General features: G+C 55.8%; 14 protein-coding genes. 8 read left to right on the top strand and 6 right to left on the bottom strand.

Annotated elements, in window-relative coordinates; all coding sequences use genetic code 11:
• Positions 1-31 precede the first annotated feature (31 nt).
• The 3 genes from prs to lolB form a co-directional block, all read right to left on the bottom strand.
• A complete protein-coding gene (prs, locus tag ACR8BF_RS10950) occupies positions 32-979 on the bottom strand; it encodes a ribose-phosphate diphosphokinase (RefSeq protein WP_003850825.1) in 948 nt (315 codons plus the stop codon).
• 136 nt (positions 980-1,115) lie between these two features.
• Positions 1,116-1,973 carry a 4-(cytidine 5'-diphospho)-2-C-methyl-D-erythritol kinase gene (ispE, locus tag ACR8BF_RS10945; RefSeq protein ID WP_434744933.1) on the bottom strand — a complete coding sequence of 286 codons (858 nt, stop codon included), beginning with the start codon at positions 1,971-1,973 and terminating at the stop codon, positions 1,116-1,118.
• Positions 1,970-2,593, bottom strand: a complete 624-nt coding sequence (gene lolB, locus ACR8BF_RS10940) for a lipoprotein insertase outer membrane protein LolB (protein ID WP_150015460.1) — start codon at positions 2,591-2,593, stop codon at positions 1,970-1,972. Before lolB ends, ispE begins: the two co-directional genes overlap by 4 nt.
• Positions 2,594-2,809: 216 nt before the next feature.
• On the opposite strand from lolB, the gene hemA reads away from it, so the two are divergent.
• Genes hemA through kdsA form a run of 6 tightly spaced genes read left to right on the top strand, consistent with a single transcriptional unit; the run spans position 2,810 to position 8,131 of the window.
• Positions 2,810-4,066, top strand: a complete 1,257-nt coding sequence (hemA, locus tag ACR8BF_RS10935) for a glutamyl-tRNA reductase (protein WP_179895953.1) — start codon at positions 2,810-2,812, stop codon at positions 4,064-4,066.
• Positions 4,067-4,108: 42 nt separating this feature from the next.
• Positions 4,109-5,191 carry a peptide chain release factor 1 gene (prfA, locus tag ACR8BF_RS10930; RefSeq protein ID WP_179895952.1) on the top strand — a complete coding sequence of 361 codons (1,083 nt, stop codon included), beginning with the start codon at positions 4,109-4,111 and terminating at the stop codon, positions 5,189-5,191.
• Entirely contained in the window at positions 5,191-6,024 is an 834-nt protein-coding gene (gene prmC, locus ACR8BF_RS10925; RefSeq protein WP_179895951.1) for a peptide chain release factor N(5)-glutamine methyltransferase, read from the top strand. The genes prfA and prmC overlap by 1 nt, the downstream gene beginning before the upstream one ends.
• Positions 6,025-6,047: 23 nt before the next feature.
• A complete protein-coding gene (locus tag ACR8BF_RS10920; protein ID WP_179897083.1) occupies positions 6,048-6,440 on the top strand; it encodes a SirB2 family protein in 393 nt (130 codons plus the stop codon).
• Between the two features lies 1 nt (position 6,441).
• Positions 6,442-7,251, top strand: a complete 810-nt coding sequence (sirB1, locus tag ACR8BF_RS10915) for an invasion regulator SirB1 (RefSeq protein ID WP_179895950.1) — start codon at positions 6,442-6,444, stop codon at positions 7,249-7,251.
• Between the two features lie 25 nt (positions 7,252-7,276).
• Positions 7,277-8,131, top strand: coding sequence for a 3-deoxy-8-phosphooctulonate synthase (kdsA, locus tag ACR8BF_RS10910; RefSeq protein ID WP_179895949.1), 855 nt, complete (start codon positions 7,277-7,279; stop codon positions 8,129-8,131).
• Positions 8,132-8,190: 59 nt separating this feature from the next.
• On the opposite strand, the gene chaA is transcribed toward kdsA, so the two are convergent.
• Positions 8,191-9,282, bottom strand: coding sequence for a sodium-potassium/proton antiporter ChaA (chaA, locus tag ACR8BF_RS10905; protein WP_136198306.1), 1,092 nt, complete (start codon positions 9,280-9,282; stop codon positions 8,191-8,193).
• A gap of 373 nt (positions 9,283-9,655) precedes the next feature.
• On the opposite strand from chaA, the gene chaB reads away from it, so the two are divergent.
• Positions 9,656-9,886 (top strand): putative cation transport regulator ChaB, encoded by a 231-nt coding sequence (gene chaB, locus ACR8BF_RS10900; RefSeq protein WP_179895947.1) that lies wholly within the window; start codon positions 9,656-9,658, stop codon positions 9,884-9,886.
• Positions 9,887-10,112: 226 nt separating this feature from the next.
• Positions 10,113-10,787, top strand: a complete 675-nt coding sequence (locus ACR8BF_RS10895; RefSeq protein ID WP_292992921.1) for a gamma-glutamylcyclotransferase — start codon at positions 10,113-10,115, stop codon at positions 10,785-10,787.
• Positions 10,788-10,857: 70 nt separating this feature from the next.
• Here ACR8BF_RS10895 and ACR8BF_RS10890 read toward each other — a convergent pair whose 3' ends face one another.
• Together ACR8BF_RS10890 and ACR8BF_RS10885 are read right to left on the bottom strand one after the other, a co-directional pair.
• Positions 10,858-12,285 carry a serine/threonine protein kinase gene (locus ACR8BF_RS10890; RefSeq protein WP_292992919.1) on the bottom strand — a complete coding sequence of 476 codons (1,428 nt, stop codon included), beginning with the start codon at positions 12,283-12,285 and terminating at the stop codon, positions 10,858-10,860.
• A gap of 44 nt (positions 12,286-12,329) precedes the next feature.
• Positions 12,330-13,283 carry a hypothetical protein gene (locus ACR8BF_RS10885; protein ID WP_179895944.1) on the bottom strand — a complete coding sequence of 318 codons (954 nt, stop codon included), beginning with the start codon at positions 13,281-13,283 and terminating at the stop codon, positions 12,330-12,332.
• Positions 13,284-13,296: the final 13 nt, after the last annotated feature.

The raw sequence follows: 13,296 nt of genomic DNA, 5'->3' as shown, positions 1-13,296 counted from the left end.
AAACCGGGCACAGGGCCCGGTTCCGCGAAGATTAATGCTCGAACATCGCCGAGATCGATTCTTCGTTACTGATGCGGCGAATTGCTTCGGCCAGCATGCCAGATAAGGTCAGCGTGCGCACATTCGGCAGTGACTTAATCTCGTCAGAGAGTGGGATGGTATCGCAGACAATCACCTGGTCGAGGACGGATTTACGCAGGTTTTCAACCGCATTGCCGGAGAAGATCGGGTGCGTCGCGTAAGCGAACACGCGCTTGGCACCGCGTTCTTTCAGCGCTTCAGCCGCTTTGCACAGCGTGCCGCCGGTGTCGATCATGTCGTCGACCAGCACGCAGTCGCGGCCAGCAACGTCACCAATGATATGCATCACCTGAGAAACGTTCGCGCGAGGGCGGCGTTTATCGATGATGGCCATATCGGTGTCGTTCAGCAGTTTAGCGATAGCACGGGCACGTACTACGCCACCAATATCGGGAGAAACAACAATCGGGTTTTCCAGACCGATCTGCATCATATCTTCCAGCAGGATCGGACTGCCAAATACGTTATCAACCGGGACGTCGAAGAAGCCCTGGATCTGCTCGGCGTGCAGGTCAACCGTAAGAACACGGTCAACTCCGACGCTGGAAAGGAAGTCTGCCACTACTTTAGCGGTAATAGGCACACGCGCGGAACGCACGCGGCGATCCTGACGGGCATAACCAAAGTAGGGAATGACTGCGGTAATACGACCAGCAGAAGCACGACGCAGCGCGTCGACCATCACAACCAGTTCCATCAGATTATCATTGGTGGGAGCACAGGTGGACTGGATGATGAAAATATCACCACCGCGTACATTTTCGTTAATCTGTACGCTCACTTCACCATCACTGAAACGGCCTACTGCGGCGTCTCCCAGGCTGGTGTAAAGGCGGTTGGCAATACGTTGTGCTAGTTCCGGGGTGGCGTTACCAGCAAATAGCTTCATATCAGGCACGAGAAGAACCTCAGGCTTTGCGTCCAGAGAATGAACGGCATGACGGTAACCGGCGCGTACGGTCATGTTCGTTCACACGGGTGTGTTGATGCAAAAGGTGCAGTGTCTGGAACGGGGTGACACTGTCACACATTTGCTAATCGCCTCGCAGGGCACGCTGTAGCGGCGAAACATTTACGCCCCGCGCTACAAATCCGCGCACCCCATTCGGGGCAAGCTCCAGCACCTGACGGGCAGCAGACTCGGTGTCGAATTCAGCAAACACACAAGCGCCCGTGCCAGTCAGGCGTGACGGCGCGTATTCTAGCAGCCAGGAAACAAGCTCATCAACCTCACGAAAACGTTTTCTTACCACTGCTTCACAATCATTGGTGAAGGGTGCAGCTAAAAGCGTCGATAAACTGCGCGATGGGGTATCACGCGTCAGTTCGGGGTCGTTGAATACCACTGGTGTACTGATGTTCACGCCGGGATGAGCGACAAGATACCACTTTTCTTCGGGCTCTGCGGGCTGAAGTTGTTCACCGACTCCCTGCGCAAAGGCCGCGAAGCCCTGAACGAACACCGGTACGTCTGCACCCAGCTTCACGCCAATCGCCGCCAGCGCATCCGGTGTGAAGCCGGTTTGCCACAGGTGATTCAGCGCCACCAGCACGGTGGCGGCATCAGAGGAGCCGCCGCCGAGACCGCCGCCCATAGGCAGGCGTTTCTCGATGGCAATCTGCGCGCCTGCGCGAGCAGGCAGGCATTTTTTCTCCTGTGCCGCCTGCTTCAGCATGGTCGCGGCACGCACAATCAGGTTGTCCGCATCGGCAACGCCTGCCACCGGCGTCAACAGCTGAATCGAATCGCTGTCATCAACGGTAATCTGCAACTGGTCACCGTAATCCAGAAACTGAAACAGCGTCTGCAGGTTGTGATAGCCGTCGGGACGACGGCCGGTGATGTAGAGAAAAAGATTCAGTTTTGCCGGGGCAGGCCAGTGGGTGATCATTGAACGGTCCAGCCGTCCATACGCAGTTTAATCCGCTGATCACCCTCTTTCAGCTCCAGGCTGGAGGGCAGCGGCGGGGTGACCTTGCTGTCGTAGCCCGCGATAGAAACCTGCCAGTTCTGGCCGTCGCGGCTGTAGTTCAGGCTGCTCAGCTGATAGCTATCGTTAAGCTGATAATCTGTGGCATCGCCAGGCAGCCCCATCATCCACTGACGCAGGTTGGCCAGCGGAATGTTCATGCCAGTCAGCTGTGAAATCATCTTCTGCGCATCGTTGCTGACGTAGCGCTTGCCTTTGTTATCGACAATCTGCACCACAGAGCCCTGCGCATCGAGCTGCAGTTCGGTGCTGCCCAGCGGGTTAGTCAGCAACAGGCGATAGCGATCCGGCGCGGTCTGCTGCCAGTTAAAGCGGGCATAGACTTTCTGTTTGTCAGAAAGGTAGGCAAAGGCGCCGCGGGTCTGATAGTGCGTGACCTTTGAGACCGCCTGCTGATGCTGTTGCCACTGTGGCGCGGTAACGCTGGGGCCCGGGCCTTGCGGTTTGTTGACGCTACAGGCCGCCAGCAGGACGCTGGCAAGGGGCAAAAGGCGCAACAGATTGCGTGGTGAATTAAGCATCAAGTGGTCATCTCCTCGGACACATTTATTATTCGTAACGGATAACGCTAACCGTCACGGTTTTAACCGTCAATGCTGTTATGCAGCAAATTGAGCACGATCGGGTTAATCTTATTACAGTCATAGCCTTTGTATGGCTTTTCTTGATCTGCCGCATCTTGTAGAATGCGCCTCACAAAACCCTGACATTATTGGGACATCCCAACCAAAACCGCCATGACGCTGCTCGCTCTCGGAATCAATCACAAGACAGCCCCCATTGCTCTGCGCGAACGCGTCTCGTTCGGGCCGGAGACGCTTGAGCAGGCGCTAAACAGCCTGTTATCACAGCCAATGGTGCAGAGCGGCGTGGTGTTGTCCACCTGTAACCGGACTGAACTCTACCTGAGTGTAGAGCAGCAGGCCGACCTACAGGCGCGTCTGGTGAGCTGGTTATGCAATTATCATCAGCTGGATGAAGAGGATGTACGCAACAGCCTGTACTGGCATCAGGATAACGAGGCGGTCAGCCACCTGATGCGCGTCGCCAGCGGACTCGATTCACTGGTGCTGGGCGAACCGCAGATCCTCGGTCAGGTGAAAAAAGCGTTTGCTGATTCCTCACGTGGTCATGCGCTGAGCAGTGAACTGGAACGCATGTTCCAGAAAACCTTCTCTGTTGCCAAGCGCGTGCGCACGGAAACCGATATCGGGGCCAACGCGGTTTCGGTGGCGTTTGCCGCCTGTACGCTGGCCCGTCAAATCTTCGAATCTCTCTCCTCAGTCAATGTGCTACTGGTTGGCGCAGGTGAAACCATTGAGCTGGTCGCGCGTCATCTGCGTGAACATCAGGTCAAAAATCTGATCATCGCTAACCGAACCCGCGAGCGCGCCGAAACGCTGGCGGCGGAAGTGGGTGCCGAAGTGATTACGCTGGCGGAGATTGATGCCCGTCTGGCAGAAGCCGACATTATTATCTCGTCAACCTCCAGTCCGCTGCCGATTATCGGCAAGGGGATGATGGAGCGCGCCCTGAAAGCGCGCCGCAACAAACCTATGTTGCTGGTGGATATTGCCGTACCGCGTGACGTAGAGCCGGAAGTGGGCGACCTGCCTAACGCCTATCTCTACAGCGTGGATGACCTGCAGGCGATCATCGAGCAGAACCTGGCGCAGCGCAAAGCGGCCGCGGTTCAGGCCGAAAGCATTGTGGTGCAGGAAAGCAGTGAATTCATGGCGTGGCTGCGCTCGCAGGGTGCGGTGAATACGATCCGTGAATATCGTTCTCAGGCGGAAGAGATCCGCGCTGAGCTGGAAGGCCGTGCGCTGCAGGCGCTGCAACAGGGTGCCGACCCGCAGAAAGTCATGCAGGAACTGGCGCACAAGCTGACCAACCGTTTAATACACGCTCCAACCAAATCACTTCAGCAGGCCGCCCGCGATGGCGATAATGAACGCCTGCAGATTTTACGCGACAGCCTGGGTCTCGATTAGGCACACCGCTGTCGCCACCTGTTACGGGAATCCCACATTTAAATGAAAACCTCTATAGTTGCCAAACTGGAAGCCCTGCAGGAGCGCCACGAAGAAGTGGAAGCGATGCTGGGCGATGCTGGCGTCATCGCCGATCAGGAGCGTTTCCGTGCGCTGTCACGCGAATATGCGCAACTGACCGACGTGACCCGTTGCTTCCGCGACTGGCAGCAGGTGCAGGAAGATATCGAAACGGCGCAGCAGATGCTCGACGATCCTGAAATGCGTGATATGGCACAGGAAGAGTTGCAGGAAGCGCGTGAGAAGAGTGAGGTACTGGAGCAGCAGTTGCAGGTTCTGTTACTGCCGAAAGATCCCGATGATGAGCGCGCCTGCTTTATCGAAGTGCGCGCCGGAACCGGCGGCGATGAAGCCGCGATCTTCGCCGGCGATCTGTTCCGCATGTACAGCCGCTATGCCGAAGCGCGTCGCTGGCGCGTGGAGATTATCAGCGCCAACGAAGGCGAGCATGGCGGTTACAAAGAAGTCATTGCCCGCGTAACCGGCGAAGGTGCCTATGGACGCCTGAAGTTTGAGTCAGGCGGCCACCGCGTTCAGCGTGTACCAGAGACCGAATCGCAGGGTCGTATTCATACCTCAGCCTGTACCGTAGCCGTGATGCCGGAAATCCCGGAAGCGGAACTGCCAGAAATCAACGCAGGTGACCTGAAGATTGATACCTTCCGCTCATCCGGGGCAGGCGGTCAGCACGTCAACACCACCGACTCCGCGATTCGTATTACTCACCTGCCAACCGGCATCGTGGTGGAGTGTCAGGACGAGCGTTCACAGCATAAAAACAAAGCCAAAGCACTGGCGGTGCTAGGTTCGCGTATTCACGCGGCAGAGATGGCCCGCCGTCACGCCGCTGAAGCCAGTACCCGTCGCAATCTGCTGGGCAGTGGCGATCGTTCTGACCGTAACCGTACCTATAACTTTCCGCAGGGCCGCGTGACCGACCACCGTATCAACCTGACAATCTACCGTCTGGATGAAGTGATGGAAGGTAAAATCGACAGCCTGATCGAGCCGATTGTGCAGGAGTACCAGGCGGATCAGCTGGCGGCGCTGGCTGGTCAGGATTAATGGATATTCGTCACTGGCTGAAACAGGCGGTCGCTACGCTGTGCGGTGGTGACAGTCCGAAGCGTGACGCAGAGATCCTGTTAGGTTTCGTGACCGGCAAATCGCGCAGCTGGTTGATTGCCTTTGATGAAACGGTGCTCAGCGATGCGCAGCTCGAACAGCTTGATAGCCTGCTGGCGCGCCGGGCCCGGGGTGAGCCGGTGGCCCATCTGGTGGGTGAACGTGAGTTCTGGTCGCTGCCTTTGCGCGTCAGTGATGCCACGCTGATCCCGCGGCCCGATACCGAATTGCTGGTCGAACAGGCGCTGGCGCACCTTCCCGCGGCACCCTCGACCATTCTGGATATGGGCACCGGCACCGGGGCGATTGCGCTGGCGCTGGCCAGCGAGCGGCCCGACTGTCATGTGACCGGCGTGGACCGCATCGAGGCCGCCGTTGAGCTGGCGAGCAGCAATGCCCAGCAGCTCAGTCTCACCAACACTACCTTTCTGCTCAGTCACTGGTTCCAGTCACTCACGCCGCAGCGCTTTACCCTCATCGTCAGCAACCCACCCTATATTGATGCCAGCGACAGTCACTTGGCGCAGGGTGACGTGCGTTTCGAGCCCCGTAGCGCGCTGGTGGCCGATGAAGCGGGACTGGCGGATCTGCGCACGCTGATTGAGCAGGCGCCCGCATGGCTACTGCCGGAAGGCTGGCTGCTGCTTGAGCATGGCTGGCAGCAGGGTGAGGCGGTGGCCGATTTGTTGCGGCAAAATGGCTATCACGCCGTCGAAACGGTCAATGATTACGGCGGCAATCCGCGTGTGACCTTAGGTCAGTTCCCCTCATAAAAGCGCTTTAAAAAGGATTGATGATGTTCGTCTTTTATCCCCTGATTAAAAATCTGCACATCTTAACGGTCGTGCTGACCGTAACACTGTTCCTGCTGCGCTTTTACTGGCTGCGCTGTGGATCGGCGATGATGACGAAACGCTGGGTCCGCATTCTGCCGCACGTTAATGACACGCTGTTACTGGTGACCGGCGTCTCGCTGGTGATGATTACTCACTTCTATCCCTTCACGCCGCAAGGAAGCTGGCTGACGGAGAAGCTTTTAGCGGTTATCATCTACATCGCCTTAGGATTTGTGGCATTGAGTCGCCGTCCACGCACTGATCGCACCCGCTGGATCGCTTTTCTGGTGGCGTTAATCGCCCTGGTGACCATCATTAAGCTGGCGCTGACCAAAATGCCGTTATGGGGATAGTATGACCTCGACCGAACAATTAGATTTCAGCCAGACACCGCTGTGTGAAGCGGTGATTGGTGCCACACTTGCCATCCGCGCTGATTTCCCGGCGTTGTCGGTGGAAACGCAACTTGCGGCGTTAGTCGCCGAAGCGCGTGACTATGTGAGTCACTCTGAAGATGCTGACATGCAGCTGGAAAAGCTGCTGGAGCTGTTTTATCGCCAGTGGGGATTTTGCGGCGCCAGCGGCGTCTATAAACTTTCTGATGCGCTGTGGATCGACAATGTCCTGAAGACACGTCAGGGCACGGCCGTGTCACTGGGCATTATCCTGCTGCACATCGCCGCCGAGCTGGAACTGCCGCTGATGCCGGTGATCTTTCCGACGCAGCTGATTCTGCGTGCCGACTGGATTGATGGCGATAAGTGGATGATCAACCCGTTCAACGGAGAAACCCTTGATCGGCACACACTGGAAGTGTGGCTCAAAGGCAACATCAGCCCGACCGCGCGTCTGTATGATGATGACCTGGACGAAGCGAAAACCGTCACCGTGATGCGCAAGATGCTCGATACGCTGAAAGCGGCGTTGATGGAAGAGCAGAAAATGGAACTGGCGCTGAACGTCAGTCAGGTGCTGTTGCGTATCGATCCTGATGATCCCTATGAAATTCGCGATCGCGGTTTGATCTACGCGCAGCTGGAGTGCGAACATATCGCCCTGAATGATTTAACTTACTTCGTTGAGCAGTGTCCTGAAGACCCGGTCAGCGAAATGATCAAAGTTCAGATTCACGCAATCGAACAAAAACAGGTCACGCTGCACTAAGCGGACCCACTGAAAAGGAAAGGGCATGACACAGAAAGTCGTGAGTATTGGCGATATCAACGTCGCAAACGATCTGCCATTTGTGCTGTTTGGCGGGATGAACGTGCTGGAGTCACGTGACCTGGCAATGCGCATCTGCGAACACTACGTCACCGTCACCACTAAACTCGGTATTCCTTACGTGTTTAAGGCGTCGTTTGATAAAGCGAACCGTTCCTCGATTCACTCCTATCGTGGCCCTGGCCTGGAAGAGGGGATGAAGATTTTCCAGGAGCTGAAGCAGGCTTTCGGCGTGAAGATCATTACCGATGTTCATGAAGCATCACAGGCTCAGCCGGTTTCTGAAGTGGTTGATGTGATCCAGCTGCCGGCCTTCCTGGCGCGACAGACTGACCTGGTGGAAGCGATGGCTAAAACCGGCGCGGTTATCAACGTTAAGAAGCCACAGTTCGTCAGCCCGGGTCAGATGGGCAACATTGTTGATAAGTTCGCTGAAGGCGGCAATGAGCAGGTTATCCTGTGCGATCGCGGCAGCAACTTTGGCTATGACAATCTGGTTGTCGATATGCTCGGCTTTAACGTGATGAAGAAAGTCACCAAAAATAGCCCGGTGATTTTCGATGTGACCCATGCGCTGCAGACGCGCGATCCGTTTGGCGCAGCATCAGGCGGTCGTCGTGCGCAGGTGGCTGAGCTGGCACGAGCCGGTATGGCCGTCGGCATTGCCGGTCTGTTTATCGAAGCGCACCCGGATCCGGAACACGCCCTGTGTGACGGCCCATCCGCGTTGCCACTGGATAAACTGGAGCCGTTCCTGGCGCAGATGAAGGCGATTGACGATCTGGTGAAAAGCTTCCCGGAACTCGATACCAGCAAATAAGTTTGCTGCAAAAAAAGAGCGATTAATCGCTCTTTTTTTTCGCCTGAAATCCGGTGACGTTACAGCATGATGGTCATCAGATACCCGATAAACAACGCCAGATGGGCGGCACCGTTGAGTACATTGGTGCGTCCGGTCGAGAAGGAGAGCTGACAGAGAATCAGTGACGCCATCATAATCACCATCTGTGGCGGCTCCAGACCGAATATCAGCTCCTGTCCGGTCAGGGTGGCGATAATGGTTACCGCCGGTACCGTCAGGGAGATGGTCGCCAGCACCGAACCAAAAAACAGGTTCATGGCGCGCTGAACCTGGTTCATCAGCACGGCTCGAATCGCGCCCAGGCCTTCCGGTGAGAGAATCAGCAGAGCGACCAGGAAGCCGGTGAACTGTGCCGGTGCATTCAGGTCCGTCAACAGACTTTCCAGCGTATTGGCGTTCATTTTGGTCACGGCAATGACCGCAATCAGATGCACGATCAGCCAGATAGAGTGCCAGATGCTGCTGTGCGCCGAAGGTTTGCCATGATGCGGATCCCCGTCGTCACTCTCATCTTCATGCTCATAAACAAACAGGCTCTGGTGCGTTTTGGTCTGGATCAGCAGGAAAACGCCATACATTGCGGCTGAAATCGCTGCAATAAGCAGTGCCTGGGTGACAGAGAAATTACCGCCCGGTAACGCGTTGGGAAACACCAGCACCAGAATCGCGAGGGGAAAGATAGCGATCAGATATTGCTTCACGCCCGCCAGATTAACGTACTGCGTCGCAAATTTATTACCGCCCAGCAGCAGCGCAAAGCCGACCAGCCCGCCGGTCACAATCATGACAATCGAATAAAGCGTATCGCGCATCAGGCCGGGTGCGGCATCGCCGGTCGCCATCAGTGCCGAAATCAGGCTCACTTCCAGAATGACGACGGACAGGCTAAGAATCAGGGAGCCATAGGGTTCGCCCAGCCGGTGGGCCAGCACGTCTGCATGCCGGACAACGCTAAAGGCACTGCTAAGAATGGCAACCAGCGCCACTAAGTTGATACCGACGACTATCGGAAATGAGGTATTTGCACCAAAAAAATAGAGTATCCCCAGCGTGACAAGGGGAAGTATCAGCGAGAATTCCTTGTGACGTGTTTTTTCATGTGAAGGCATTCACCATCCTCTCTGGTTAATGATTATCCGGACACAGCGAGTGCTGCTGTTAGAAATATAATCAGTTTTAGGGCAGGGCGCAGTTTATCTTTTCACCGGCCTGAACGGGAAAAATTTACTGGGTTTTACTTAATTTCTATAAAGTATCGAAATGCAATTAACCTTGTGTTATCTGAAATATTTCAATATTAATCAGCCGATAACAAATGTGTATTATCCATCTAAATCTGCATTTATCGTCAAAAAAATGAATCCACATTATAATTTATATGACCTGGTTTATTTTTTTAATCTGAATGGTCTTTAAATCACTGTTTGTGTTTTTTCTGTGCTGCGCCAGGCTTAACAGGTGTCCCTGAACTGAGGAGTAGTTATGCCTTACGCTAAACGAACCGACTTACCCGATAATGTAAAACACGTGTTGCCCGCGCATGCGCAGGATATCTATCAGCAGGCATTTAACAGTGCGTGGGATCAGTATAAAAAGGCCGAAGATCGCCGTGGCGATGAGTCGCGTGAAGAGGTGGCGCACAAAGTCGCCTGGTCAGCCGTGAAAAAAGAGTATGAAAAAGGCGATGATGATAAATGGCATCCTAAAAAATAATGTCACTGCTAGCCTGTTCATGACAAAGGGCCAGGATTATCTGGCCCTTTTTTTCGTCTTCGCTATAGGGTTTATCTGGTTTTTTTTAAGCTGGGACCAGAATCACGCTTGTCACCCCGCGCATAAATAGATTAATGTCATTTTAATGAACGAAACGCAGTGCCGTTTTGGAGATCATGTTACTGGAGCCATTCTGCAGGACGCTGTTGACGTTGAGGAGGTCGCATTGCTTACCCGGGAATTTCTATTAAAAGCGGATTGTAAAACGTCGTTCGGGGATATCGATGAGACGCTACTCTGGAGTTGCGAGCAGCGCGCGGCCTCACTGGCAGCCACCCTGGCCTGCCGTCCCGATCACAGCCCGGTATGGATCTTTGGATATGGCTCGCTGATGTGGAACCCGATTTTTGAGGCGGATGAAGTTGCATCCGGTTCGCTGGAGGGCTGGCACCGTGCTTTCTGCCTGCGGCTGATTGCCGGACGTGGTACCGCCACGCATCCCGGCCGCATGCTGGCGCTGAAGCAGGGTGGCCGCACCACCGGACTGGCGTTTCGCCTGCCGGAAGAGCGTTTGCATGACGAGCTGGCACTGCTCTGGAAGCGTGAGATGATCACCGGCTGTTATTTACCGACATGGTGTGAGTTACAACTGGAGGATGGCCGCAGCGTGACTGCACTGACCTTTATTATGGACCCGCGTCATCCGCTCTATGAATCGGACTCCTGCCCGGAGGCGATTGCACCCCTTATCGCCGCGGCCAGTGGCCCGCTGGGTTCGAATGCGCAGTATCTGTTTGCGCTGGAAGAGGAACTGACCCGACGCGGCATGGAGGAGGAGAGTCTGAGCAGGCTGGCGCATCAGGTGCGCACCCTACAGCAATCCTTTCTGAAGCAGGCCTGAGGCGGGTCAGCCGCTTAAAAGCAGCATAGAAAAGGGCGCGACACTGTCGCGCCCTTTTATGATCCCGTGATTATTTACCCGGATTAATCAGCCAGGTGCCGGGCTTATCAATGGTCAGGGATTGGGTGTGCGTCTCGCTGCCATTCTTCACGTCGATTTTGTATTGTCCTGCTGCCAGATTGAGTGCGGCAAATCCGCTGCTGCCCGGTTTCACTTCGACCGGCTGTCCGTTAAGCAACACGCTTTCACCGCTTTCCAGCTTAAGATAAACCGTCGCCAGCGCAGCCGGAACGGCGGCGGCTGATGGAGTCGACGCGGGCGCAGGCGTCATGGCTGAGCGATTACTTACCACCTCCGGCGTCGTACTGTGGCGATTAGCCAGCCAGACCGTGACGATGACCGCCAGGATAGCCACTGCTGCCAGGCCCACCAGGCCAGGAGACAGCCGGCGCACGGTGCGTGGCGTGACCGGCTCAGCAGACGCGGCGACATGATTCATGGCCATCACGACCGGTGGAGCCGTCTCGGGCCCCTCTTCTATTGGCAGAGCAGGCGGTTCGCCCGGCACCGGGAAGCTGTTCACTACCGCTTCCACATCACTGACCGGCAGATCGATCAGCGCTGCAAAGGCGTCAATCGTTTGCGGACGATCGCCTGGTTTCATCGCCAGCGCGCAGTCAATAGCATGCAGCAGCGGCAGCGAATAACCTTCAGGCTGGCGTTCCACCAGCGGCTGATAATTATCTTCAATGCAGCGCACCACGCTCACTGGCGGGGGATTACCGGTAATCAGGCTATGCAGCACCGCGCCAAGGGCGTAGATATCGGTCCAGGGTCCCTGTTCAACTTCACCTTCTTCACTGTACTGCTCAATCGGCGCAAAGCCCGGTTTCAGCATGATTTCCGTTTCGTCAGAAAGGTTGCCGATCTCCTTTCGCGCCGAGCCGAAGTCCAGCAGCACCGGCAGCTGATTCTCCTGAAGCTGAATGTTGTCGAGAGAGATATCGCGATGCAGATAGCCAGCCTGATGAATGGTGCTGATGGCGCCCAGCAGCGGCGGCAACAGGCGGCGTATCCAGGCTTCACAGATCGACGCCGGGCTGGTGACCTGCCACTCTTTCAGCGTCATGCCGCTGTAGTAGAGCGTGCCCATGTAGGCCGTGCCGTTCTGCTCCCAGAAGCGCAGCACGTGCAGCAATCCCGGGTGGTTAAAGCGGGCCAGCAGACGCGCTTCCTGAATAAAGCTGTTCAGTCCGGCATTGAAGAGCTTCTGGAAACGCTCCCCGCGCAGTTCCAGCGTCAAATCCGGGGCACGAACAGCCAGCGATACGGGCATATACTCTTTGATAGCGATAGTGCGTTCTAACTGGTGATCCCACGCACGATAGACGATGCCGAAGCCGCCGCCCCCGATCACTTCCTTGATCTCAAACTCATTGAAACGGTAGCCGTCTGGCAGGGCATTGGGAACAGTTTTCGGATTATCATTTGCCGACATAGTGAACTCTCTGTACACGGCCTGATCGTCAGGCTGCGCGGTAATTAATTGATGTTACGCCAGGCACCAATGGCAGGATCAGCCAAATCCGCGTGCAGGGTGTCGATGAGTAACACATTCACTTTTTGCTGTGGCATGAAATAGGGCGCCCACTGGCTGCGCAAGGTATCGACTCGCGATTTCACAGCGTCAGCATCCTGCTGCGCCGCATTCTTATCCATCTTAATCAACAGGGCACCATTGAAGCGCCAGACATGTTGCCGGGCATCAAAGGGCAACACCAGCCAGCTCTCTGGCGTATCCGGGCGTGTCACAATCATGCGCTGATTATTCGCGGCGATGACTTCCAGCTTGCTGTCCGGGATCGCCAGATTGGCGATGGGATAGCCCTGATAGAACGTGACCGCGACGGGCGTGGAATGTTCTGGCGTCGCCAGTGTCAGTTCACTCCTGCCTTCTGCCCAGCCGTCAGGCGAGCAGTGCTGCTTGCTGACATCCGGGATAAAAAGGGTCTGGGCATTCTCATCCCAGGCGGTGCGGAAATGACAGCCGCTGGGGAGATCAAAATGTTGCAGCGGCGTGCTGTTGGCGGGCCGTGACAGGTCAAGCGGTGCGGCATTGCTGTCACTGGCGCTGGCTGTGGCATCGGCCATCACGATAGGGCGCCAGTTCTGCAACTTGCTGGCGCTGCCGCTGGCCAGTACGCCACCCTCTTTGTTGGTCATCTGCCAGGGCAGTTCGTCCAGTAATCCGCACTGATTAGCAAGCAGGGTGCCGACGCGGGGTAAAAAGGTGGTCAGCACCGACGAATCCTTACTTTTACCGGAGACGATGCGCAACGGCAGCGTCTCTTTACACCAGTCATCAGGCGCTTTGCTCACCACATTATCGATATAGACCTCCAGCGCCAGGCTGGGGGAATAGACCACCCGATAATTTTCAGCCTGGGCGTTAAAGGCAATCAGCAGAGTGATGATGCCGGGCAACCACAGTTTCATAAGGATCCTTGGA

It is taken from the genome of Candidatus Pantoea rara, from assembly GCF_051136265.1.
GTDB classification, from domain to species: Bacteria; Pseudomonadota; Gammaproteobacteria; order Enterobacterales; family Enterobacteriaceae; genus Pantoea; species Pantoea rara.
This window is presented reverse-complemented; position numbering and strand designations above follow the sequence as displayed.